Genomic DNA, 22,648 nt, shown 5'->3' with positions numbered 1-22,648 from the left:
TATGCAAATTGATTTTGAAAACTACAGTATTGCTCCCGTTCATATTAAAGACGCCTGGCGAATCTGTGATTTTGTTGTTTCAAATTCAGAAAGATTAAAACCCTTCTTTCCACAAACATTAAAAGCGAATTTAACACCAACTCTTGCAGAAATTTTTGTCAAGACCAAAGTAAAACAGTTTGGCAATAGAGAAGAGTATCTATTCACAATAAAAGAAAATACCAATCGGACTATTATTGGATTGCTCTATGTAAAGGAACTGTTCAAGGCGCCAAATCAAGCAGAACTTGCTTATTGTATTAGTTATCAATATGAAGGTAGAGGTATTACTTCTAAATTAGTTTCTGAAATTCTGGATTGGTCATTCAATCACCTAGGACTTGAGACACTTCAAATTATTGCACATAAGACCAACCTAGGAAGTTTGAGAGTCGCAGAAAAAAATGGCTTTACTTTTCAAAAGACCCTTTCAAAATCTCATCAAAAATTTGATGGAGAATCTGTAGATATGGAATTGTATGAACTTTATAACAAAGTTCCATGAATGTGATTGCAACTTTCAAACGAATTGATATCAGTTCCTTTTGGTCGCTTTTTAAAATAAGTATTCAAAATCCTTTATTCCTGTATCCCACATATAAGGCAACTAGAATGTGTTTAAAGGTTTCAACTAACCATTTTGGAAGAGCTCATTACCAAAATAGCCCAGCAAATGCATTTCGCCATGCATTTTGGAATTATTTAATCGCAAAATATTGTACCAAATGGTCTAAAATTAATTCAAGAATTCTGAAATGGACCAAATCTATTACAGATTGGCACGAGAATACCTTTAAAAATAGAGAGCTAGCGCGTTTAATGGACTTTCACAATAATGAAATTGGCAGGGCTATTTTTATTCAAAATCAAACAAAAACGGAAGAAGAAGTTCTACAGCAACTTCTCCAATTAACTAATTCTTCTAAAAAAATTGAAGTCGAGGCTGATATCCTTAAAAACAAGTTTAATTTAGTTCATATTACGGAATAAAGATGAAAGATGAATTTTATCAATACATTCAAAATCTGCAAGAAAGCATTACTTCAAAACTTGAAGAAGTAGATGGATCAGCAACTTTTGTTGAAGATATATGGGAACGACCAGAAGGCGGAGGAGGCAGAACAAGAGTTATAGAAAATGGTGCTGTTTTTGAAAAAGGAGGTGTTAATATATCAGCTGTTCATGGAGCATTACCTAAAAGTATGCAAAACTATTTTGGAGTAACTGATGCTGATTTTTTTGCTTGCGGACTAAGTTTAGTTCTTCACCCTAAAAATCCCTTTGTGCCCACCGTACATGCTAATTGGCGCTATTTTGAAATGTATGATCAAAAGGGAGCTATAGTAGACCAATGGTTTGGAGGTGGCCAAGATTTAACTCCATATTACCTTTTTCATGAAGATGCAGCTCATTTTCATTCGATTTGTAAGGAAGCCTGTGATAAGCATGACCCCGGTTTTTATAGCACTTACAAGAAAAGATGTGATGAATATTTTTGGAATGCCCACCGCAATGAAGCTAGAGGAATAGGCGGACTCTTTTTTGATTATTGCAAAAGCACCCCAGAAATGAGCATGCAAGATTGGTATAACTTTGTAACCGAAGTTGGCAATAGCTTTTTAGAATGCTATATACCAATTGTTACAAAACGTAAAGACCTTAATTTTACTAATGAGAATCGTGATTGGCAAGAAGTTCGTCGAGGCCGCTATGTTGAATTCAACTTAGTTCATGACAAGGGAACATTGTTTGGTTTGCGCACCAATGGTCGAATTGAAAGTATTTTAATGAGTTTACCGCCTCATGTGCAATGGAAGTACGATCATCATCCAGAAACCGGCAGTGAAGAGGAAAAATTAATCCAGGTTCTAAAAAATCCCAAAGAATGGGTGTAAATAAATTATGAAACTTAAAATTTACCAGGTCGATGCGTTTACTGCCAAAGTTTTTGGCGGTAATCCTGCCGCTGTATGTATTTTAGATGGATGGTTGCCAACTGAAATTATGCAACAAATTGCGCAAGAAAATAACCTTGCAGAGACCGCATTTTTAGTTCAAAAAAATAGCACTTTTGAACTGCGCTGGTTTACTCCAGAAATTGAGGTTGATTTATGTGGCCATGCGACTTTAGCCTCTGCCTTTGTTATTTTCAATCATTATGGATATACGGAAAAAACCATTCGGTTTTATTCTTCAAGAAGTGGAGAACTTCTAGTTACAAAAAAAGATAACGGGTGGATGACCATGGATTTTCCAACAGACCAACTAGTTGCTTTACAAGGAAATACATCTATTGACAAAGCTATTGGTTTAACTCCTCTTAGAACCTTAAAAGGCAAAACAGATTACTTGTTAATTTATAATTCTCAAGAAGAAATCGAAGCTATTCAACCAAATTTTCATTTATTAGACCTGCTTGATTGTCGTGGAGTAATCGTTTCAGCTCCAGGCAAGAACGTTGATTTTGTTTCACGTTTTTTTGCTCCAAAATGTGGAATTCCTGAAGATCCTGTTACGGGGTCGGCTCATACTACCATGTTACCCTATTGGTCAAAAGTTTTAGGGAAAACTCAGTTAGCTGCAAAACAGTTATCCAAACGAAGTGGTGATTTACAATGTGAATATTTAGGAGAACGCGTTAAAATTTCTGGGCAAGCTGTGCTATACTTGGTTGGTGAAATTAATATTTAATTAGAAAATTAAAATATGTATCCACTTATAAGAAATAGAAGATTAAGAGCCTCTTCGGCCATACGGCATTTAGTAAGAGAAACTATTATCACCCCCAGTGATTTTTTAGTTCCTCTTTTTGTCGTTGAAGGTAAAGGAGTTAAAGAAGAAATTTCATCAATGCCCAATTACTATCGAATGAGCCTTGACAAACTAGAAAAAGAAGTCTTAGAACTCTGGAATATGGGGCTATGTGCAGTACTTCTTTTTGTAAAGGTCAACGATAATCTAAAAGATAATAAAGGAACGGAAGCGCTAAATCCAGACGGACTTATGCAACGCGCTATAAAGACCATTAAAAATAGTTGTCCTGATATGCTCGTTATGACTGACGTAGCTTTGGACCCATTTTCCTCTTATGGCCATGATGGTATCGTTACTGATGGGCAAATACTTAATGATGAAACAAGTGAAGTTTTAGCTGAAATGAGCGTGAGTCATGCAGGTGCAGGTGCAGATTTTGTAGCTCCAAGTGATATGATGGATGGTAGAATACTTACCATTCGTGAAGCCCTTGAAGACGAAGGTTTTCATAATACCGGTATCATGAGCTATTCTGCAAAATACGCTAGTTCTTTTTACGGTCCTTTTAGAGATGCTTTGGATTCTGCACCAGTTGATATCAAAAACGTTCCTAAAGATAAAACGAGCTATCAAATGGATGCTGCGAACCGATTTGAAGCAATTAGAGAAACTCAAATGGACATAGATGAAGGAGCTGATATCGTAATGGTTAAGCCAGGTTTAGCATATTTAGATATCGTTCGTGAAATACGAAATGAAGTTGACGTTCCAATAGCTGTGTATCAAGTTTCCGGAGAATACGCAATGTTAAAGGCTGCTGCCGATAAAGGGTGGTTAGACCATGACTCAGTCATGATGGAACAATTAATTAGTATAAAAAGAGCCGGAGCTAATATTATTGCTAGTTATTTTGCTAAAGACGCTGTTCAACTTATGAGTTAAAAATATCATTATATTTAACTCAAAGTGAATAACATTGCTATTAAAACTACGATTACTATTATTTATACTTATCGGTTTTATTTGCACTTCTAATGCTCAGAATTCAGCAATTAGTGACACTGGTTTAAGTAAAATTGATGCATTACTAGAAGATGCAATTCAGCAACAAGCTTTCCCTGGAGCACAAATTCTAGTTGCACATGAAGACGCGATTGTATTTCATAAAACTTATGGCTATCACACTTATGATAGCGTTCAATCAGTTGGTTTAAATGACTTGTATGATTTAGCTTCAGTCACCAAAATATTAGGCCCTTTACCTGCTTTAATGAAACTTGTCGATGAAGGTAAAATTGATTTAGACGTCCCCTTTAGTGATTATTGGCAACCTTGGCGCAAATACAAAGACAAAAAACAGATAACGCTAAGAGAGATTTTAGCTCATCAGGCAGGTTTGGTGCCTTATATTGTGTTTTTAAACCGAGCAACTAAAAACGGAATTCCAAAAGATAGATTTATAAAGGATTCTCAGAGCAAGAATTACAAAAAACAAGCCTATTCAAATCAATTTGTAAAAAATGGATTTCAAAACAAGGTTTTTCGTATTATAAATCGATCAAAAGTATCGTCAAATAAAGAGTATAGATATTCTGGATTAAGCTTTCTGCTCTTTCCGAAGGTTATTGAAAATTTATCCGGTAAAACATATCAATCTTATCTTAAAGAAAACATTTATGACGCTGTAAAAAGCAGAACTCTTGGTTTTAATCCAAATGACAAACAATATTCCAACACTATTGTGCCAACAGAATTAGATACGTTTTGGCGTAAATCATTAGTAAAAGGTTATGTACATGATGAAAATGCAGCTCTTTTAGGTGGTGTTTCCGGAAATGCTGGGCTTTTTGGCACAGCAGATGATCTTTATAAAATGATGAATTTATACCAAAATATGGGCAAATATAAAGGACAACAAATTCTATCTGAAGCAGTAGTAAAAGAGTTTACTAGAATACAATTTCAAAAGAATAACAATAGACGTGGTCTTGGTTTTGACAAACCTTTAATTGGGAATGATACTTTAATTCTTGAAAATGCCTACCCTTCACCAAAGGCAGCCCCATCAAGCTTTGGCCATGCAGGTTTCACTGGCACTTTTGTTTGGGCAGATCCTAAAAACCAATTGGTATTTATTTTTCTTTCTAATAGGGTTTATCCTGATAGAAGTCATAGAAAACTATATGGGTTAAACATCAGAACACGGCTTCATGATATTTTTTATGATGAACTCATAAAGGCTCAATAAATCTTTCTTTAGATTTGTTGCTATTGATTACCTTAGTATACACTAGAAACAACCTATGGGACTCCTAATATTTTACGCTGTTATTTCTATTTTCTTTTCATTTTTGTGCTCCATTCTTGAGGCGGTACTTTTAAGTATTTCTCCAACTTTCCTCAATGTTAAAAAGACCGAGGGCAAGGCTTATGCTGAAGAACTAGAAAACTTAAAAAAAGATGTCGACAAGCCATTAATTGCAATTTTAACTTTAAATACTATCGCTCATACAGTGGGTGCAATTTTGGTAGGTGTACAAGCTAAGGTTGCATATGCTGAGTTATATGGAACTACAACACGTTCTGTTTTGGGAATAGAATTTACTGAAGATTTAATGGTTGGCGCAGTTTCAACAATCATGACTATTTTAATTTTGGTCGCCTCTGAGATTATACCAAAAACTATTGGTGCCACCTACTGGAAGCAACTAGCAAATTTTACTGCTAAAGCACTAAAGGCAATGGTCTTTTTTATGAAATGGACTGGTTTGCTATGGATACTTCAACTATTTACCAAGTTAGTTGGTGGCAAGGGACACCATGGTAGTGTTTTTAGCAAAGAAGATTTTACAGCCATGACTGATATTGCAGAGGAAGAAGGTGTATTTCAAGAATCTGAATCCACTGTAATTAGAAACTTATTGACCTTTAATGAAATTCAGGCCAAAGATGTCATGACTCCAAGAACCGTAATGAAAATTGCGTCAGAAGATATGACCATTCAAGATTTTTTTGAAGCTAATAGGCCTTTACGATTTTCAAGAATTCCAGTTTTTAAAGAACGTGCTGATAATATTACGGGGTTCTTCTTAAAAGATGAACTGCTTGAAGCAATTATAAATAAAAAAGGAGGAGAAACTCTTGGTACGATTCGACGTGAAATTTTAGTTACAAACCGTATTAAACCCATTCCTGAACTATTAGAAAAATTTGTCGAAAAAAATGAGCACGTTACTCTTGTAGTAGATGAATATGGATCAGTTAGTGGCCTAGTTACCATGGAAGATGTAATTGAAACCCTCCTTGGTCTTGAAATTATGGATGAATCTGACAATGTTGAAGATTTGCAGGTTTTGGCTAGAAAAAATTGGGAAGCCCGTGCAAAACGATTGGGGTTAATTGAAGGTTCTAATGAAGTAGAATAATGGAAACTGCTTATTTAAAAACGCCTATTGGTTATGCAGAATTTAAAGGTGATGTAAATGGCTTGGTTTCTGTAAAAGTTTTTGATGAAATGACTTTTTTAGATACTATTCCAGAAGTCTTAGAAGACGCAGTTTATCAATTTCAAGAATATTTTGAAGGGAAACGCAAAACCTTTGATTTGAAAATAAATCCGCAGGGCACTGACTTCCAAAAAAGAGTTTGGCAAGGACTTTTAGAAATTCCTTATGGAAAAACAACATCCTATTTAGAATTATCGAAAACATTAGGAGATGTAAAAGCCATTAGAGCTGTCGCTTCAGCAAATGGTAAAAATCCGCTATGGATTATAGTGCCATGCCACAGGGTTATTGGCAGTAATGGTGATTTAACAGGGTATGCTGGAGGATTACATCGCAAAAAATGGTTACTTGAACATGAAAGCCCAGTTAAACAGCAAAGTCTGTTCTAGTCTGCTACGATATAAGACGGGAAAAAGGGTAAAGCGGTGTTATCAATTAATTCTCCCCCTGGCGAAATTTGTAAAATGCCTCCCTGATTAGGTGTTGTCAAAATTGCATACCCAATAAAAAACATATTTCTTGAACTGCTGTAAGTTTGTGTAGTGATTGTTATATTCGACCCAATTTCTGCCTCTATTTCGTCAGCGATAGTGATAAAATCAGGAATAAAACTTTCTTGTGTTTCTATATCAAATATAGCTGGGCCTGAAGCAAAACGAGCCGGTTGTATGTAAGGTCGTGCATAGTATAACTTATTTTCAGAAAGCACAGTGCCTGAAACTGGCCCAGATGCAAAACCACTATTGAAGCCAAGATTACTAGAACTAATAAAAGATAAATCATTTGTATCATAAAGTTCTAAAGATGCATCTATACCGTTTTTAATTACAACTAGATTACCTAAATCATCTATGAAAATACTGATAGGAGTGTCCCCGAAATTTATAATATTTCCAAGGCTCTTAGTTAAGGTATCATAAACGCTAAGCTTATATTCTCCTTGATTATCTAAAAATGTGATGTACACCTTATCATTAAATAAAAGAGGTTGAAACAAAAGATCAATATCTATATCAATACTAACGTCTAGACTTGTTTGGTTTTGAATTTCTACGTCTTGTAGGCCAATTTCTCGAGAGTCGCCAGGAGCAAAATATCCAAAAAAGACATTAGTTAAGGTGTTAGTACCCCACACTACCGAACGACCTGGTCCGTTGGCATAAAAATCAACAAAACTAGCTGTTGCGCCCGTGCTTATATTCTTTATAACCAAAGAAAACGCTCCTTGTCTAAATGAGTAAAAGGAAAGAAAATCATCGGTTTGTCTTAAAGTTAAATAGTCTGTTGGAACTCCAATCTCTGAGGTCAAATTCAATAACTCAGTCGTGTTCGTAGTAGCATCAAATGTGTATTGAAATACCGCTTCCGTATCTTCACCTATAACTTCGAAACTAGCGGCAAGTATTTCATCAGGTTCTTCAATAATATTGTCATCATTAGAACAACCAACGATTAAAAGGGTCAGCGTGACCCCAAAGATATTTTTCCAATTCATAGCGTAGCAATACGTTTTCAAGATACAATTTAATTTAGGTAAAGTACTTTAGTTCAATGCATTTTAGTATTTTACTTCATGCTTTATAAACTTGATTTAGCGAATATTCTGTTTTTAGATATTGAAACCGTTCCTGAAAATAAAGTCTTTTCAGAACTATCAGAAGAAAAACGTATCCTTTGGGAACAAAAATCTAAATACCAACGTAAGGAAGAGTTTAGCCCCGAAGAATATTACGATCGCGCTGGTATTTGGGCAGAATTTGGTAAAATTATTTGTATTTCAGTAGGCTATTTTACTGAAAAAGGAACACAAAGAAACTTTAGAGTTACTTCTTTTTACGGCGACGAACCTAAACTATTAAAAGACTTTAAAAACTTATTACAAGAACATTTTAACCAAGCCAAACACCTGCTCTGCGGTCATAATGGTAAAGAATTTGATTTTCCTTACATAGCCCGTAGGATGCTCATTAATAACATAAAACTGCCTTATAAACTTAATTTATTTGGCAAAAAACCTTGGGAAATTCCTCATTTAGATACCATGGAACTGTGGAAGTTTGGTGATTATAAACACTACACTTCTCTTAAACTCATGGCAAACGTGCTCGGTATACCTTCTCCAAAGGATGATATGGATGGCAGTATGGTCAGAGATGTTTTTTATGAGGAAAATGATTTGGATAGGATTGTTATTTATTGCGAATTAGATGTGGTTACTACCGCACAGGTATTACTGAGACTTAGAGGGGATGATTTATTAAATGAAAACCAGATTAAGAAGATATGAATCTTGAATCAAATTTTTTAGAAATCACTCCAGTACTCCCTTCTCAAAATATTATGCGTGATATTGAGTGGCATCAAAAACACACTGGTTTTAATCCTATTTTTGGAGACAATATGTATTCTGGACTACAAAGAGCGCATATGCATATTCATTTACAATGGCATGCAGAAACACCTGAAGACCCATTATTGGGTGGTTCTGTAATCAAATTATTTGTAGGAGATATTAAACCAGTTTTTGATGAATTCGTCGAAAGAACAACTGTTTCTAAAGATAAACTTCGAATGAATACGGCTTGGGGTACGCATGAATTTGGTTTTTTTGATTTGAACCATAATGCTATTTTTATTGTTCAGTCTATTTAGTCCTTGAAAAACATAGTACTCGCCATTCCACTATAATCTTGTAAAGAAATGATATATAAGCCTGATGATAAATCAGTAACTTTTATCTTTTCATTGGCATTACCACCTTTAATTGTTTGACCTGCTGTAGTTGTTATGGTATAATAAGCGTCTTTTGAAAATTCTGAAGCTAAATGAAGCTCATTTACAGTAGGATTCGGATATACTTTTAGCGCTAGTTCATTAGTACTTAATGTTTCATAAAGCAATTCCTCCGTTTCTGTACCAGAAAATTCAAACAGTAATTCCTCAGAAAATTCGGAGGCAAGGTTTTGTGAACAAACGGCTCTTATTCGGGCGGTATAATTAATTCCCAATTCTAAATCGGAAAATATCATTTCACCTTCCCAAGTGTTTACAGTCTTCCAATTATCATCGTAGATGTCTTTAATCTGAACTTCATACAAAGTGTCTTGATTTGTTTCCCATGTTATGGTGCAAGAATTTTCATCTGCGCTTTTAATTTGTGGAGGTTTTGGCGCTTGATTCATTTGACATTGACTCAATGAAACTCCTGATATAATTAAAGAAAAATCTTGTGCTCCGTTTTGTAAATCTCCTTTATGAGAAATAGTAATAACATATTCACCTGATGCGTTATCTATATCTATACGTTCAAAAGGATCAACCCTATTATCACCTTTAGTAGCTGGCGCACTAGCGTTTGAAGCGTTCAATTTCCAGGGCATAAATTTACTTCCGTCTTTAGAAATACTAATATCTAAATCATTAACAAGTGCAGGGGTGACCGAATTTAAATCGCCTCTGTTAATATAAGAACCTTCAATATCTGTCCATGAAATAGACGCTATCAAAGGTTCTTCACCATTAGCATTAACTATTACCGAATAGGTTTCGCCTGATTGTAAAGTATTTTCTTCAACAATTGTGGCGTATTCTTTTTTCTTTAGGATCTCTCCAGCGCGTGCGGTATTAAGTACACCCCATCCCATTCTATAATCTGGCCCAGGTGCTTGAACATCATCTGCACTATGCAACGCCAAGCCTTTTAATGTGGCTGCTTTCATGTAGGAACTAAATAGTTCTTCATGATATTGCTGTAATAATAATAAAGAAGCCGAAACTCCTGGGGCTGCCATAGAAGTACCCATTGCACTGCTATAACTAGTATTGTTATTAGAGCTGGTCGAGTAAATTAATGTGCCATCACCCGCTATATCTGGTTTTATACGACCATCATCTATAGGTCCAAAACTACTATAGCCTGATACTCTTGCATCTTTTAAATCACCATTGTTAGCTAATTTTGTATCTGCGCCGGCTATAACTAAGCCATTTTTTGAAGTAGTAAATCCTAATAATAAATCAAATCCATCTTGTGCATTACCGGAATTTGGAAGTTCATTATCTCGGCTATTTTGAGAATTACCCGCTGCGGAAATCATCAAATAGTAAGGGGCATTATACATTATTTTATCCCAATCTTGTGAAACTCTGATATAACTGCCAAAATACCAATCAGGAACACGGTCAGTTTTTATACCATATGAATGATTTGATATAAGCATACCGTTAGCAGCTGCTTCAGCAACTTCAATTTTATCTCGTGTCCAATCATGAGTAAGCGCTTTTGCTTCAAAAGCCACCCCTTTTGCTTTTTCCTTTATACCAGAAGAAACCATTGCCCCTGTGACCATAGTACTATGTCTATCAGTAAGACTGCTACCATCGGCATTGCGTACTCTACTGTCAAATTCTTGATGGGATGTTAAAGCAATTCCAGCATCCCAGACACCTATTTGCATACCCAAACCTGTAATATCTGATTCTAAGCTTCCGCCTTTATAGAGAGCATCCGTTCTGGAAACTTTGCTAGTAGGATCTAAATACGTGGTATAGAATAATGGTGTATCGTCAATTCCAATAGAATTCAATGCGACAATAGTTCCATCCAAAGCCTTTTCAAACGCTTTTACTTGTTTTGTTTTGACTACAGCCTGTATTCGCTGTTTCTGTGCTTGGCGCTCTTTTTTGAAGGTATTAATCAACTGTTCAAATTTAGCAGTATTGTAAGACGATATTATAACCGCCCGCTGCTCTTCTGATTGTCCAATTAAAATAGAAGAAACTAAAAATAGAAAATAGAAAGGTAAAAAAAAGCCTTTATTTACAGTAGGGTTTTTGCAGACCATGATTATAGATAGGTAAGATTTGGACTACAAATATATTTTCAAATTCAAGTATTATCGATAAAAAACATCTTTATTTCGATGAATGACACGACTAGGCTAGTTCAGTTGTTGTGAAACTTCAATTTTATGTTGTGTAGTATTTTTCTTTCTTTTATGAATTCCATTTAAGAACTACATAAACGGGAAAATGATCGCTATAACCGCCAATATATTTTTTACCCGCATATGTTCTAAAAGGGTTGCCTTTATATTTACCCTTCCACTCTTTCAAAAAGTCAGGAGCAAAAATTTTGGCCTTTTTAAAACTGTGTGTTCCTTGTTCAAAATTTAGAAAACTATGCGACAGAATTACTTGATCAAAAAGACTCCACTCGCCTTTATAATTTGCGCTACCACTATGAGGTGATAGTAGTTTTTCCATGGGATTAATAAACAAACCTGAAGCCATTAAAGTCTTTATACTTTCTGAATTGGGATCATCGTTAAAATCGCCCATAACTATGAGATTCAGATGATTTTGTTCATTTTGAATTGAACTAATTTTTTTTAAAATGGTTTTTGCAGCTTCAATACGCTTGTAAGCAGTTTGATCTGCACCATCCCTTCTTGAAGGCCAATGATTCACAAAAACGTGAATTTCTTCCCCATTCAATTCCCCTTTTACATATAAAATATCTCTAGTAAAATCTCGATTGCCATTTTGAGAATTTATAATTAATGGAATAGTCTCTGCTTCTAAAACATTGAAATAATCACGATGATATATTAATGCAGTATCAATACCTCGTTCATCAGGAGAGTCAAAATGAACATAATCATAATTAATATCTTCAAGTTCATCAGTATCTAACAGTTTTTTGATAACTCCGTCATTTTCAACCTCAGCAATACCTAATAGCACCGGTGGCAGATTCGACTCCCCTTCCCCTATATGCGCAATTGCTTTAGCCAGCTTATGTGATTTCTTGTAGAACTTTTTATCATTCCATTTTTTGAAACCCTTCGGCGTAAAATCATCATCTAAAACATGTTCGTCATTTGTTGTATCAAAATAATTTTCAAGGTTATAAAAGGCCAGCGTAAATCGATTCGAAAACTTTTCGTTATCCATAGAGAATTTTTTAAATAGAACGTCTGCAGTTTTTATTCTTGGTCCAAATCGACCATTTTTCGAACACGATATTTTTTATATAATGGAATGATGATTGGGGTCAACAAATAAACCATACCTGAATAACCTGCCGCCGTACCACCAAAAATAACCACAACCATAATAGATGCAACAGATATAAGCATCAGTTGAATATAATTATGTATAAAAGTATTAGTGATATACTTTTCTCTTAAATTCAATTGAAGCTCTTCAGACTGTTTCAAAGCATTTAAATGCATGAGTATAACTATGCCATAAATAAAGACTAAACCTAAACCAAAACGAATCATTAAATCTTCCCATTGTTCAACATTTAATTCTGCAGCATTAAGATTCTTAACTGCTGTTCTAAGTGCTTCAGACGAATCACCTAAACTTCGTTTTAAAGTAGCATAAATAGCTGTTCCGATATAAGAAAAAAGATATTTTAGAGGGTATATGTAGAATAGTAAGACAAACAAAAACAAGGCATTTAACACCTTTGTTTTACCATCACTTAAACCATAATACAAGAAAAAATTACTATGGTTATTCCACAAACCTAACAAAAGCATGGTACAAAAAATAAAGCCTATAAAGCTATACATAGAGGCCTGAAGTTCAATATATGTAGTTGGAACTTGTGAGGAAATTACTAAGAGTGTAATAGAAAAACCAAATACAGCATCAGTGAGGTTTTCAAGACGTGTTGCCTGCATACCGCGATACCTAAAACCTTCTTTTGAAATCTCTTTAGTTGAACCCAATAATTTCTTCATACAAGACTCATAATGTTTAAACTTAGTGAAAAATACAAAAAACGGCTTGTAAACATTATGTAGCTTTGCATATTAAAGATTTTTATGCTCGAGAAAAAGACTATTGATTATGAGAAATCAGTGTTGATAGGTGTTATCAACTCTCATCAAAACCAAGAAAAGGTTACTGAATATCTTGATGAACTGGAGTTCTTGACTTACACTGCAGGTGGCGAGGTGTATAAACGTTTTGTTCAGCGTATGGATATACCTAATCCTAAAACACTTATTGGAAGTGGAAAAATGGAAGAAGTTGAAAAATATGTGACAGAAAACAAAATAGGATCTGTAATATTCGATGATGAACTTTCTCCGGCCCAACAAAGAAATATTGAGAAGATTTTACGTTGTAAAATAATTGATCGTACAAGTTTAATTCTCGATATTTTCGCACAACGCGCCCAAACAAGTTATGCACGAACGCAAGTAGAACTCGCTCAATATCAGTATCTATTGCCTAGATTAACCGGTTTATGGACTCACTTAGAGCGCCAAAAAGGGGGTATTGGTATGCGGGGACCCGGTGAAACTGAAATTGAAACAGATAGGCGAATTGTTCGAGACAGAATTTCATTATTAAAAAAGAAACTTCAGAAGATTGACCGCCAAATGGAAACTCAGCGTGGTAATCGTGGTTCCTTAGTACGTGTCGCACTTATTGGTTATACTAATGTTGGTAAATCTACATTAATGAATGTAGTAAGTAAAAGTGATGTCTTTGCAGAAAATAAATTATTTGCAACACTAGATACCACTGTGAGAAAAGTGGTATTGGGTAACCTACCTTTTCTTTTAAGTGATACCGTAGGATTTATCAGAAAATTACCAACACAATTGGTAGAGAGTTTTAAAAGCACGCTAGATGAAGTGCGCGAAGCTGATTTATTATTACATGTTGTAGATATTTCTCACCCACAGTTTGAAGAACATATTGCGTCTGTAAATAAAATCTTAGATGAAATAAAAAGCGCTGATAAAAAGACCATTATGGTTTTCAATAAAATTGACCAATATCTGCCTGAAAAAATTGATGAAGATGATTTGATTACTGAAAAAACCAAAATTCATTTTTCATTAGACGAGTGGAAACAAACCTGGTATAACAAAGTAGGTGACCGAGCGCTATTTATATCAGCTTTGAATAAAGAAAACTTAGACGATTTTAGAAAACGTGTTTATAATGAAGTTAGAGATATTCATGTAACTCGTTTCCCCTATAATAACTTCTTGTATCCTGAAAATTTAGATGAATATTAATTTTTCTGACAGAAAAAAATTAACATTCATATTCTCAACATTTATTGACGCTTACTCAACAAAGAATTTCAATTGTTTTATAAAGCACATACATTTATCTCAGTAAAAACAATAGTTCTCCCCAAGGCTATTGTTTACCAAAACAATTGAACTAAATAACCTAACTAAAAAAGCCTCTGATAAATATCAGAGGCTTTTTATTTTTATTTCTGATTGCACTTAAAAGGCATAACTAAGACCTATGTTCCAAAAGCTTTGGAGGTCATTATCTATATTGTCAAAAGTTGCTCCCGTATTACCCAAAGTAGTCAGCTCGTAGTTAAGTGCTTCTTGTGCGTTGTTACGTAAGCCAAAATCAAATCCAACACCAATCATTTTCCATAAGGTATATGTGAAGGTATTTGTCCATTGCCAGTTACTCAAATCACCACTTTCATAGCTCTGAAACATTGATAAGTTAGATTTAAAACCTACTGCACCTATCTGTCTTGTATAGTCTGCCACAATTTTAGCACCTAAAGAAGATTGAAAAACGGCATCGTTATCAGCGAATACAAAATTGTAATTCAAAGGATGTATTACCACTACCAAGTTTTGAACTGGAGTCCAAGTTGCACCAACACCTAAATCAAGGTATCCTGGGTCATTGAAGTTATTTAAAACTGTTGTTCTATATTCCATAAGACCTGAAACCGCCCATTTTTCGCTCAGTTTACGACCATAAAGTGATGAAATATTAAAAACGTCTGTTGTACCGGTAAACCCTTCCTCGTCCGTATCTATATCTTTATCATCAAGCTTTACCCATGCAAAATTTGCCGTTAAAGAGTTTCTCCAAAAGAACTTCTCTTGTTGTAAATTGGCAAAAACATTTGCCGTAACTCCGATATTACCAGAAGAGTTATTCGGTACACCTTGAGCATACCAATTACTGAAGTTTGACAAACTCCCACCTATGGTACCAAAAGCGCCAGTTCGCCAACCTGGCAAACCATCAATTTGCGCTTGTATGGCGTCAGCTCTGCCTTGTATAGCGGCTATAGAATCTTTCTTTGTAGCCAAAGTGGCCTTTAATTCCTCCTCAGTTTGTGCAGTAATAGTAGCTGTAACAAACAGAAATGCAAAAGCAAATAATATTTTTTTCATTTGTATATAATGTTTAGTGTATTAGAACCGTAAAAGTAAGAATTGTCACATAGTTGTAAAAGAAAAGCTCATTTTCTCTTAAAAAGAGGTACTGATGAACACGCCTCGCCATACATAACACTTTTAGCAACTTTTTGAATTTTACTGGTAGCCATAATATAGGCGTTCTGAGGCACAGGTTTGTTCGCACAACCTTTTATAATTACAGGTTTGTCTTTAAAATCTGAAACATCAATATGCTCAATAATAGATTGAAAAATTGCAGATTCAAGCTGCTCCATATTACCGATAACCACTTTTTTAGCGAAAGGGCTAATCTTTGAAGTGACCAACATGTAGGCCCAACCAGGAATTATAGCATCACTGGAACAAGTTAATGCCACGTATTGGTTTTGATATTGCGACCAATCATATGCTTCAACAAATGCTCGAAATTCTCTTTCTTTTAGAATGATTTCTTCGTACAACCAATCTTTAATATCCAAAATAGCCCTATGACCCTCCGGATAAAATTCTTCAAGATTAAAAGTTACTAGGTTACTTTTTGCAACTCTATTAATTATTTCTTCGCTCATAAGTTCATTAAGAAATTATTATAGCATTCCTAATTCTAACTTAGCCTCTTCACTCATTAATTCTTGAGTCCAAGGTGGGTCAAATGTAATTTCTACTTCGGCATCTTTAACAGCGTCCAATGATTTCACTTTTTCCTCAATCTCAACAGGTAATGATTCTGCAACAGGACAATTAGGCGATGTTAAAGTCATTAAAATCTTAACATCATTGTCTTCATTGACAAAAACATCATAAATTAAACCTAATTCATAAATATCAACAGGAATCTCAGGGTCATAAATTGTTTTTAAAACCCCTACGATTTTATCCCCCAATGCTGCCGTGTCTATATTCGTTTCTTCGCTCATTTTAATTTAATTGTGTTTGGTAAGCAACAGCATATAGCTTTAGTTGCTTAATCATACTTACCAAACCGTTAGCCCGTGTAGGCGATAAATGTTCTTTTAAACCAATTTCATCAATGAAATTAGTGTTAGCATCGATAATATCTTGTGGTTTTTGATTGCTAAAAACCCTTATTAAAATAGCAATAATTCCTTTTGTTATGATAGCATCACTGTCGGCCGTAAAAACAAGCTTGCTATCCTCTAACTCTGCATGTACCCAAACTTTACTTTGGCAGCCTTTGATAATGTTATCATCGGTTTTATATTGCTCTTCAATTAAAGGTAATGCCTTACCTAAATCAATCATGTATTCATAACGCTGCATCCAATCGTCAAACATGCTGAACTCATCAATAATTTCTTCTTGAATAGTATCGATATTCATTTAAAGCAATTTATTTACAAAATTAGTGTATATCCTCGGTCTACTCAACTATTTCAGAAAGTGTTATGATTTTGTTTACTAATGCTTCTAGGTTTTTAGGAGGGTTACCGTGATCAAACTCAAATTCATGAGCATTGCCTTTGAAAGTCAAATTTAAACTTGCAATAGCAGCGGCATCATAATGACTTTTTATACCTGGAGTGGAGAGTATATTATCAAAATTTGTATACTCTAATATCCTTCTTAAATCTTCTAGTTCAATTTTTGATAATTCTCTCTTTTTGGTTTCACCTTCTCTTTGATTAGTTGTAATTAATACGTTCGAGTGCAATTCAATTTCAAGATAAAGCCCACGTGACTGAGCTAAATAATTCAGCTCAACATTATTTTGTTGACAATTGTTCATGCCTAATATCAATATAATAGCCACCAATAATGTTTTCATAGTATATAAAACTACAAAAAAGGCATCCAAAAATAGATGCCTCTTCTTATCTTAAAATATGAGTGAATGATTAAAAGGTGTCTCTAGCTCCACCTGGTGCAAATAATGCACGCATTCTTTCAGTTTGTCCATTAGTAAACATATACATGCAATCATCATTTACATAATCCATATAGTTCATTGTCATATCTGTAGTTCTGCAATGTGTAGTTGGATAACTAGGACAACCATAGTTTGGTCTATCTGAACGAGGAGTATCAGAAACAAAGTCATCTCTATTACATCTACCATCGCCCCATATATGTCTTAAATTTAGCCAATGTCCTACCTCATGTGTCATTGTTCTGCCACCATCAAAAGGTGCCGTTGCCGTACCGCTGGTGCCAAAAAATGCGGTACCAACAACTACGCCATCTGTAGCAGTACTACCTCCAGGGAATTGTGCATAACCCAAAATTCCTCCTCCAATATCTCCTATCCACATGTTTAAATGCGTATCTGGGGTAACTACATCTGACCCTCCTTGAGAATTAAATTTTATAGCATCATTAGTTCCGAATGAAGTTCTCGTTGTAGATTTTCTGATAACTCTATCCACAGTAAATTGAATATCTACATCACCAACATTTGGAGCGAATAAAGAAGGGACTTGGTTAATATCGTTATTAGATGCATTAAAATCTGCATTTAAAACAGCTATCTGAGAATTTATTTGTTGATCGCTAATATTTTCTGCTGCGCTATTATATAAAACATGAACAATAACAGGAATTGTAATTGTCCCAAGATTGTCATCTACTGGCGGTTCTGGCTCCTCACCTCCGCCACCATTACCATTGCCATTTCCGTTTCCTACTCCATCTGGTTTTTTTGAAGCTATAAACTTTCTAATATTAAATTCGATGTCGTACATCTTCTTTTCGAGGCCTGGGTTTGCTCTTAGTTTTTCATTTAAAACTTTCATACTATGGCATTCGCGACCACTATTTCCTTTAGCAGTCTGATCTCCAGTTTCAATCTCGTCTGTATATACATAGAAGTCACTCATGTCAACTTGTACTTCTTGAGAATTTAAATCATCATTTTCAGGGGATTGTTCCTTCACGCAAGAAACGGCTACAATACCAATTACGGCTATTGTAAAAATTACTTTTTTCATAAAACTTAGAATTATAATGGTTATTATCGGGGTAGAAGTTACCATTATTTAACAAAAGACAAAGGGAATGTTAAAAATATTGTTAACACATAGTTAAAATGTTAAGAAATTGAATTTACAGCAACATACTCTTAGCTCTCTCAGCACCTTGAACTAAAACATCAATCTCTTCTTTAGTATTATAGAAACTGAAACTAGCTCTAACTGTACCTGGAATTTTATAAAAATCCATAATTGGTTGGGCACAATGATGTCCTGTTCGTACTGCAATTCCTAATTTATCAAGAATAGTTCCGATATCATAAGGGTGAATGTGTTCAATATTAAATGAAATTACTGAAGTTTTATGCTCAGCAGTCCCATAAATTTTAAGCCCCTCTATTTTAAGTAACTCTGAAGTAGCATACTCTAAAAGTTCATGCTCGTAACTAGCAATATTTTCAAATCCTATACTATTCATATAATCTAGTGCCGCACCAAAAGCAATACCTCCGCAAATATTTGGTGTTCCAGCTTCAAATTTATGTGGTAAATCAGCATAGGTGGTTTTATCAAAAGTAACTTCAGCAATCATTTCACCGCCGCCTTGATAGGGCGGTAGTTTTTTTAGCCATTCTTCTTTACCATACAACATTCCTACACCTGTTGGTCCACAAACCTTATGTGCCGAAATGGTGTAAAAATCAACATTCAAAGCTTGTACGTCTGCTTTAATATGCGGAGCAGCCTGAGCCCCATCTACTAAAACAGCTGCCCCAACACTATGGGCTTTCGCTATTATTTCTTCAATTGGATTTATGGTGCCTAAAGCATTTGAGACATGGTTACAAAATACCAGTTTTGTTTTTGCAGAAATCAACAGGTGAAATTCTTCCATTACCAATTCTCCATTCTGATTCATTGGAATCACCTTCAAAATTGCTCCTGTTCTCTCGCATAACATTTGCCAAGGCACAATATTAGAATGATGTTCCATGGCTGACACCAATAATTCATCACCTTTTTCTAATAGTGCTGTGAAACCATTAGCTACCAAATTAATACTATGCGTGGTTCCAGAGGTTAAAATAACTTCATGTGATTTGGCAATATTGAAATGCTTTTGAATTTTTATCCGAGCTTCTTCGTAAGCATCAGTTGCTTCTTGAGATAAAGTGTGCACCCCTCGATGAATGTTGGCGTTTAAACGTTGGTAATAATCTACGATAACATCAGTTACCTGAGTCGGGGTTTGTGATGTGGCTGCATTATCTAAATACACTAAAGGTTTACCATTAACCTGTCTGTTGAGAATGGGAAAATCAGCTCTTATTTTAGTAACATCGAACATAGCAATTCAATTGATTTACAAAGATATTTAGTATTTAGTAGATTGTGCTATCTGTTTTAAAATAGATAATCTACAGAAAGTTGTATGGCCGCATTATAATTCTGCACATTTCCTCCAAGACCGTTTAAACGATTTCTTAAACCGATATAAGCCCTTGGGGATAAAGAAAAGTTGTCGTTTAATTGTATTCCCAATCCAACAGCAGCCCCATAATCCAATTGAAAATCTCCGGAAATAGATGTTCTTCTAGCGAGATCAGTGCCATCAATTTCATCTAAATTTTTAATGATAGTAACCTGATTCAAAAGGAAACCGAATTGGGGTCCAAAATCTACTGTGATGTTTTCATTGAGTGCGAACTTACCGATTAAAGGAATTGTTAGGTAATTTAATTGCACATTGGTCCTGAAATCATTTTCACCAGCAACTGGGGCACCAGTTTGAATGGATGCCAAATCACTACTAAATTGAAAGCCTTGCGAACTATACACTAATTCTGGCTGCAATTTGAATTTATAAGATAAGTCTACCTCTAAAAACACTCCTAAATGACCAGAAAATCTAAATTTGAGACCGTCAGTTAAATCTCCAACTATTGAAGAATAACTTGGTCCCGCCTTAATGCCCAATCTAGTTTCTTGGGCGCTCACAAATGATGAAAAGAGAATAAAGAGCAAAAGAGAATGAAAAAATAATCTCTTAATGGTAACCTCTTGTCTAGTCTTCATCTTATAAATCAAACCCTAAATTAACTCCTAATTTTTTGGCAATAATCTTATTAATTCTAATCTTCAATTCAGGAATACGAACACTATCTAAAACATTATTTGAGAAGGCATACATCAATAATGCTCTCGCTTCTTTCTTAGGTATACCTCTTGATTGCATATAGAACATGGCGTCTTCATCAAGTTGGCCGATTGTGCAGCCATGCGAACATTTAACATCGTCAGCAAAAATTTCTAACTGCGGTTTAGTGTTAATTGTAGCCTTATCACTAATAAGAATATTATTGTTTTGCTGAAAGGCATTGGTTTTTTGAGCAACTTTATCTACGATTATTTTACCATTAAACACTCCTGTAGAATTCTCCCCATAAATGCCTTTATAATCTTGATGACTCTCACAATTAGGTTCTATATGATGCACTAAAGTATGGTGGTCTACATGTTGCTTTTCTCCAAGAATGGTAACCCCTTTCATGGTAGAATCCATATACTCTCCATTCTGATAGAAGTTTAGGTTATTACGTGTTAGTTTACCTCCAAAAGAAAAAGTATGCACATTCACATTGCTTTTCCCTTTTTGATTGATATAGGTATTATCAATTAATGAAGCGGAAGACCTATCATTTTGTATTTTGTAATAATCAACTATAGCACTTTCGGCAGCAAAAATCTCAGTAACAGCATTGGTTAGCACTTCATTACTCGTTAAACTTTGATGACGTTCTATAATTTGAACCTCAGCATTTTCTTCAACAATAAACAAATTACGCGGCTGTAACATCAAAGAAGCTTCATTCCCTGTAGCAAAATGAATAATTTCTACAGGCTTTTTAGGCATCTTATTCTTAGGAATATAGATGTAAGCACCTTCTTTACTAAATGCTGTGTTTAAGGTAGTTAAAGACTCATCTTTTGAAGCCACTTTATTGAAATAAACATCTATTATCTGTTTATACATCGGTTTGGTCAAAGCCGAACTCATTAAACAAATATCAACACCGTCATGAGTAGTCTCTGATAGGAAAGAACTATAAATTCCGTCTATAAAAACAATCTTATAAGTGTCAATCTCATGCAAAAAATAGCGTTTAACTTCTTTATAATCAAGCGTATTCTCTTGCTTTGGAAAAATGCTAAAATCTATTTTTTGAAGGCTATTTAATGAAGTATACTTCCAAGCCTCTTCTTTCTTTGTAGGAAAACCTTTTGCTTCAAAATTCTTTATGGCTTCGCTGCGCACATCGTGAACAGGATGTTCAACATCCACGTTGTTCTCAAATGCCATAAAAGAAGAAATTAATTTATCTTTTAAATCCATCATTTTAAATTTTCAGTTCGTGGTTCTCACTTGACATAATTACCGGTGCTAACAATTGAACTTCTTAAGCTATACTGTAGCTTCTTGTTTGATCCAGTCGTATCCTTTTTCTTCCAATTCCATCGCCAATTCTTTACCTCCAGACTTTACAATTTTACCATTGTGAAGTACATGTACAAAATCAGGAACGATATAATCTAAAAGTCTTTGGTAGTGGGTAATAACAATAACAGCATTATCCTTGCTTTTTAGTTTATTCACACCATTAGCAACAATTCTAAGGGCATCAATATCAAGCCCAGAATCAGTTTCATCTAAAATAGCAACCTTAGGTTCTAGCATTGCCATTTGAAATATTTCATTTCGCTTTTTTTCACCACCTGAAAAGCCTTCATTTAATGATCTTGATAAAAACTTACGATCAATCTCCAGCAATTCTGATTTTTCACGTATTAATTTCAACATCTCATTTGCTGGCATATCTTCTAAACCTCTCCCTTTTCTAGATTCGTTGATTGCTGTTTTCATAAAATTGGTTACGGAAACACCAGGAATTTCTACAGGATATTGAAAAGAAAGAAAAACACCCTTATGTGCTCTTTCTTCTGGTGCAACATCTTCTAAATCTTCTCCATCAAGAGAAACCGAACCTTTAGTTACTTCAAACTCTTCTTTACCAGCAATAACAGAAGCTAAAGTACTTTTACCCGAACCATTAGGCCCCATAATAGCATGTACTTCACCTGGATTAACTTCAAGGTTAATACCTCTAAGAATTTCTTTGTCTTCAACACTCGCGTGCAAATCTTTAATCTGTAACATTAT

Annotated in this window: 25 protein-coding genes; 11 read left to right on the top strand and 14 right to left on the bottom strand. The window is 34.7% G+C overall.

The window, feature by feature from the left end; translation table 11 throughout:
- Nucleotide 1 precedes the first annotated feature (1 nt).
- From RM542_RS03190 to RM542_RS03155, 8 genes are read left to right on the top strand one after another with little or no spacing between them, the layout of a single operon-like run.
- Nucleotides 2-544 carry a GNAT family protein gene (locus RM542_RS03190; protein WP_311384264.1) on the top strand — a complete coding sequence of 181 codons (543 nt, stop codon included), beginning with the start codon at nt 2-4 and terminating at the stop codon, nt 542-544.
- Nucleotides 541-1,029: a DUF6973 domain-containing protein gene (locus tag RM542_RS03185; protein ID WP_311384263.1), complete on the top strand. Its 489-nt coding sequence runs from the start codon at nt 541-543 to the stop codon at nt 1,027-1,029. Before RM542_RS03190 ends, RM542_RS03185 begins: the two co-directional genes overlap by 4 nt.
- Nucleotides 1,030-1,031: 2 nt before the next feature.
- Nucleotides 1,032-1,934 (top strand): oxygen-dependent coproporphyrinogen oxidase, encoded by a 903-nt coding sequence (gene hemF, locus RM542_RS03180; RefSeq protein ID WP_311384262.1) that lies wholly within the window; start codon nt 1,032-1,034, stop codon nt 1,932-1,934.
- A 7-nt stretch (nt 1,935-1,941) separates the two neighbouring features.
- Nucleotides 1,942-2,730 carry a PhzF family phenazine biosynthesis protein gene (locus RM542_RS03175; protein ID WP_311384261.1) on the top strand — a complete coding sequence of 263 codons (789 nt, stop codon included), beginning with the start codon at nt 1,942-1,944 and terminating at the stop codon, nt 2,728-2,730.
- Nucleotides 2,731-2,745: 15 nt separating this feature from the next.
- Nucleotides 2,746-3,735: a porphobilinogen synthase gene (gene hemB / locus RM542_RS03170; protein ID WP_311384260.1), complete on the top strand. Its 990-nt coding sequence runs from the start codon at nt 2,746-2,748 to the stop codon at nt 3,733-3,735.
- Between the two features lie 34 nt (nt 3,736-3,769).
- The gene (locus RM542_RS03165) at nt 3,770-5,041 is read left to right on the top strand and encodes a serine hydrolase domain-containing protein (protein ID WP_311384259.1); all 1,272 of its coding nucleotides are present in this window, start codon (nt 3,770-3,772) and stop codon (nt 5,039-5,041) included.
- Nucleotides 5,042-5,096: 55 nt separating this feature from the next.
- The gene (locus tag RM542_RS03160) at nt 5,097-6,218 is read left to right on the top strand and encodes a hemolysin family protein (RefSeq protein WP_311384258.1); all 1,122 of its coding nucleotides are present in this window, start codon (nt 5,097-5,099) and stop codon (nt 6,216-6,218) included.
- Entirely contained in the window at nt 6,218-6,688 is a 471-nt protein-coding gene (locus RM542_RS03155) for a methylated-DNA--[protein]-cysteine S-methyltransferase (protein ID WP_311384257.1), read from the top strand. Before RM542_RS03160 ends, RM542_RS03155 begins: the two co-directional genes overlap by 1 nt.
- Here the strand turns inward: RM542_RS03155 and RM542_RS03150 are convergent.
- Nucleotides 6,685-7,794, bottom strand: coding sequence for a hypothetical protein (locus RM542_RS03150; protein ID WP_311384256.1), 1,110 nt, complete (start codon nt 7,792-7,794; stop codon nt 6,685-6,687). The genes RM542_RS03155 and RM542_RS03150 overlap by 4 nt on opposite strands.
- Before the next feature lie 78 nt (nt 7,795-7,872).
- Between RM542_RS03150 and RM542_RS03145 the strand changes: the two genes are divergently transcribed.
- Together RM542_RS03145 and RM542_RS03140 are read left to right on the top strand one after the other, a co-directional pair.
- On the top strand, nt 7,873-8,586 hold the full coding sequence (locus tag RM542_RS03145; protein ID WP_311384255.1) for a 3'-5' exonuclease: 714 nt from the start codon (nt 7,873-7,875) through the stop codon (nt 8,584-8,586).
- A complete protein-coding gene (locus RM542_RS03140; protein ID WP_311384254.1) occupies nt 8,583-8,951 on the top strand; it encodes a glyoxalase/bleomycin resistance/extradiol dioxygenase family protein in 369 nt (122 codons plus the stop codon). The genes RM542_RS03145 and RM542_RS03140 overlap by 4 nt, the downstream gene beginning before the upstream one ends.
- Here RM542_RS03140 and RM542_RS03135 read toward each other — a convergent pair.
- From RM542_RS03135 to RM542_RS03125, 3 genes are all read right to left on the bottom strand, one after another.
- Nucleotides 8,948-11,143 carry a S8 family serine peptidase gene (locus RM542_RS03135; protein ID WP_311384253.1) on the bottom strand — a complete coding sequence of 732 codons (2,196 nt, stop codon included), beginning with the start codon at nt 11,141-11,143 and terminating at the stop codon, nt 8,948-8,950. The genes RM542_RS03140 and RM542_RS03135 overlap by 4 nt on opposite strands.
- Before the next feature lie 151 nt (nt 11,144-11,294).
- The gene (locus tag RM542_RS03130) at nt 11,295-12,254 is read right to left on the bottom strand and encodes an endonuclease (RefSeq protein WP_311384252.1); all 960 of its coding nucleotides are present in this window, start codon (nt 12,252-12,254) and stop codon (nt 11,295-11,297) included.
- A gap of 32 nt (nt 12,255-12,286) precedes the next feature.
- Nucleotides 12,287-13,054, bottom strand: a complete 768-nt coding sequence (locus RM542_RS03125) for a TMEM175 family protein (protein WP_311384251.1) — start codon at nt 13,052-13,054, stop codon at nt 12,287-12,289.
- An 84-nt stretch (nt 13,055-13,138) separates the two neighbouring features.
- Here RM542_RS03125 and hflX point away from each other — a divergent pair, with 84 nt between their 5' ends.
- A complete protein-coding gene (gene hflX / locus RM542_RS03120) occupies nt 13,139-14,350 on the top strand; it encodes a GTPase HflX (protein WP_311384250.1) in 1,212 nt (403 codons plus the stop codon).
- A gap of 219 nt (nt 14,351-14,569) precedes the next feature.
- Here hflX and RM542_RS03115 read toward each other — a convergent pair whose 3' ends face one another.
- From RM542_RS03115 to sufC, 10 genes are all read right to left on the bottom strand, one after another.
- Nucleotides 14,570-15,496: a DUF3078 domain-containing protein gene (locus tag RM542_RS03115; protein ID WP_311384249.1), complete on the bottom strand. Its 927-nt coding sequence runs from the start codon at nt 15,494-15,496 to the stop codon at nt 14,570-14,572.
- 68 nt (nt 15,497-15,564) lie between these two features.
- Nucleotides 15,565-16,071: a DUF2480 family protein gene (locus RM542_RS03110; protein ID WP_311384248.1), complete on the bottom strand. Its 507-nt coding sequence runs from the start codon at nt 16,069-16,071 to the stop codon at nt 15,565-15,567.
- 18 nt (nt 16,072-16,089) lie between these two features.
- Nucleotides 16,090-16,419 (bottom strand): SUF system Fe-S cluster assembly protein, encoded by a 330-nt coding sequence (locus RM542_RS03105; protein ID WP_311384247.1) that lies wholly within the window; start codon nt 16,417-16,419, stop codon nt 16,090-16,092.
- A 1-nt stretch (nt 16,420) separates the two neighbouring features.
- Nucleotides 16,421-16,843 carry a SufE family protein gene (locus RM542_RS03100; protein WP_311384246.1) on the bottom strand — a complete coding sequence of 141 codons (423 nt, stop codon included), beginning with the start codon at nt 16,841-16,843 and terminating at the stop codon, nt 16,421-16,423.
- A gap of 40 nt (nt 16,844-16,883) precedes the next feature.
- A complete protein-coding gene (locus tag RM542_RS03095; protein ID WP_311384245.1) occupies nt 16,884-17,288 on the bottom strand; it encodes a hypothetical protein in 405 nt (134 codons plus the stop codon).
- Between the two features lie 70 nt (nt 17,289-17,358).
- Nucleotides 17,359-18,447, bottom strand: coding sequence for a zinc metalloprotease (locus RM542_RS03090; protein ID WP_311384244.1), 1,089 nt, complete (start codon nt 18,445-18,447; stop codon nt 17,359-17,361).
- 115 nt (nt 18,448-18,562) lie between these two features.
- The gene (locus RM542_RS03085) at nt 18,563-19,777 is read right to left on the bottom strand and encodes a cysteine desulfurase (protein ID WP_311384243.1); all 1,215 of its coding nucleotides are present in this window, start codon (nt 19,775-19,777) and stop codon (nt 18,563-18,565) included.
- Between the two features lie 56 nt (nt 19,778-19,833).
- The gene (locus RM542_RS03080) at nt 19,834-20,505 is read right to left on the bottom strand and encodes a porin family protein (protein ID WP_311384242.1); all 672 of its coding nucleotides are present in this window, start codon (nt 20,503-20,505) and stop codon (nt 19,834-19,836) included.
- A 1-nt stretch (nt 20,506) separates the two neighbouring features.
- On the bottom strand, nt 20,507-21,823 hold the full coding sequence (gene sufD, locus RM542_RS03075; RefSeq protein ID WP_311384889.1) for a Fe-S cluster assembly protein SufD: 1,317 nt from the start codon (nt 21,821-21,823) through the stop codon (nt 20,507-20,509).
- Between the two features lie 69 nt (nt 21,824-21,892).
- Nucleotides 21,893-22,645: a Fe-S cluster assembly ATPase SufC gene (gene sufC / locus RM542_RS03070; RefSeq protein ID WP_311384241.1), complete on the bottom strand. Its 753-nt coding sequence runs from the start codon at nt 22,643-22,645 to the stop codon at nt 21,893-21,895.
- Between the last annotated feature and the right edge of the window lie 3 nt (nt 22,646-22,648).

It is taken from the genome of Croceitalea sp. P059 (assembly GCF_031846365.1).
Lineage (GTDB): Bacteria > Bacteroidota > Bacteroidia > Flavobacteriales > Flavobacteriaceae > Croceitalea > Croceitalea vernalis.
Note: the sequence above shows the minus strand (reverse complement) of the source record. Positions and strands in the feature narration are given on the sequence as shown.

Excerpts from the sequence above, each read along its gene's own strand:
- RM542_RS03190 (WP_311384264.1), top strand. The coding sequence starts at position 2 with ATGCAAATTGATTTTGAAAACTACAGTATTGCTCCCGTTCATATTAAA.
- RM542_RS03085 (WP_311384243.1), bottom strand. The coding sequence starts at position 19,777 with ATGTTCGATGTTACTAAAATAAGAGCTGATTTTCCCATTCTCAACAGA.
- RM542_RS03150 (WP_311384256.1), bottom strand. The coding sequence starts at position 7,794 with ATGAATTGGAAAAATATCTTTGGGGTCACGCTGACCCTTTTAATCGTT.
- RM542_RS03160 (WP_311384258.1), top strand. The coding sequence starts at position 5,097 with ATGGGACTCCTAATATTTTACGCTGTTATTTCTATTTTCTTTTCATTT.
- sufD (WP_311384889.1), bottom strand. The coding sequence starts at position 21,823 with ATGGATTTAAAAGATAAATTAATTTCTTCTTTTATGGCATTTGAGAAC.
- RM542_RS03090 (WP_311384244.1), bottom strand. The coding sequence starts at position 18,447 with ATGAAAAAAGTAATTTTTACAATAGCCGTAATTGGTATTGTAGCCGTT.
- RM542_RS03130 (WP_311384252.1), bottom strand. The coding sequence starts at position 12,254 with ATGGATAACGAAAAGTTTTCGAATCGATTTACGCTGGCCTTTTATAAC.
- RM542_RS03140 (WP_311384254.1), top strand. The coding sequence starts at position 8,583 with ATGAATCTTGAATCAAATTTTTTAGAAATCACTCCAGTACTCCCTTCT.
- RM542_RS03100 (WP_311384246.1), bottom strand. The coding sequence starts at position 16,843 with ATGAATATCGATACTATTCAAGAAGAAATTATTGATGAGTTCAGCATG.
- RM542_RS03155 (WP_311384257.1), top strand. The coding sequence starts at position 6,218 with ATGGAAACTGCTTATTTAAAAACGCCTATTGGTTATGCAGAATTTAAA.
- RM542_RS03145 (WP_311384255.1), top strand. The coding sequence starts at position 7,873 with ATGCTTTATAAACTTGATTTAGCGAATATTCTGTTTTTAGATATTGAA.
- sufC (WP_311384241.1), bottom strand. The coding sequence starts at position 22,645 with ATGTTACAGATTAAAGATTTGCACGCGAGTGTTGAAGACAAAGAAATT.
- RM542_RS03080 (WP_311384242.1), bottom strand. The coding sequence starts at position 20,505 with ATGAAGACTAGACAAGAGGTTACCATTAAGAGATTATTTTTTCATTCT.
- RM542_RS03115 (WP_311384249.1), bottom strand. The coding sequence starts at position 15,496 with ATGAAAAAAATATTATTTGCTTTTGCATTTCTGTTTGTTACAGCTACT.
- RM542_RS03135 (WP_311384253.1), bottom strand. The coding sequence starts at position 11,143 with ATGGTCTGCAAAAACCCTACTGTAAATAAAGGCTTTTTTTTACCTTTC.
- hflX (WP_311384250.1), top strand. The coding sequence starts at position 13,139 with ATGCTCGAGAAAAAGACTATTGATTATGAGAAATCAGTGTTGATAGGT.
- RM542_RS03185 (WP_311384263.1), top strand. The coding sequence starts at position 541 with ATGAATGTGATTGCAACTTTCAAACGAATTGATATCAGTTCCTTTTGG.
- RM542_RS03125 (WP_311384251.1), bottom strand. The coding sequence starts at position 13,054 with ATGAAGAAATTATTGGGTTCAACTAAAGAGATTTCAAAAGAAGGTTTT.
- RM542_RS03105 (WP_311384247.1), bottom strand. The coding sequence starts at position 16,419 with ATGAGCGAAGAAACGAATATAGACACGGCAGCATTGGGGGATAAAATC.
- hemB (WP_311384260.1), top strand. The coding sequence starts at position 2,746 with ATGTATCCACTTATAAGAAATAGAAGATTAAGAGCCTCTTCGGCCATA.
- RM542_RS03095 (WP_311384245.1), bottom strand. The coding sequence starts at position 17,288 with ATGAAAACATTATTGGTGGCTATTATATTGATATTAGGCATGAACAAT.
- hemF (WP_311384262.1), top strand. The coding sequence starts at position 1,032 with ATGAAAGATGAATTTTATCAATACATTCAAAATCTGCAAGAAAGCATT.
- RM542_RS03110 (WP_311384248.1), bottom strand. The coding sequence starts at position 16,071 with ATGAGCGAAGAAATAATTAATAGAGTTGCAAAAAGTAACCTAGTAACT.
- RM542_RS03175 (WP_311384261.1), top strand. The coding sequence starts at position 1,942 with ATGAAACTTAAAATTTACCAGGTCGATGCGTTTACTGCCAAAGTTTTT.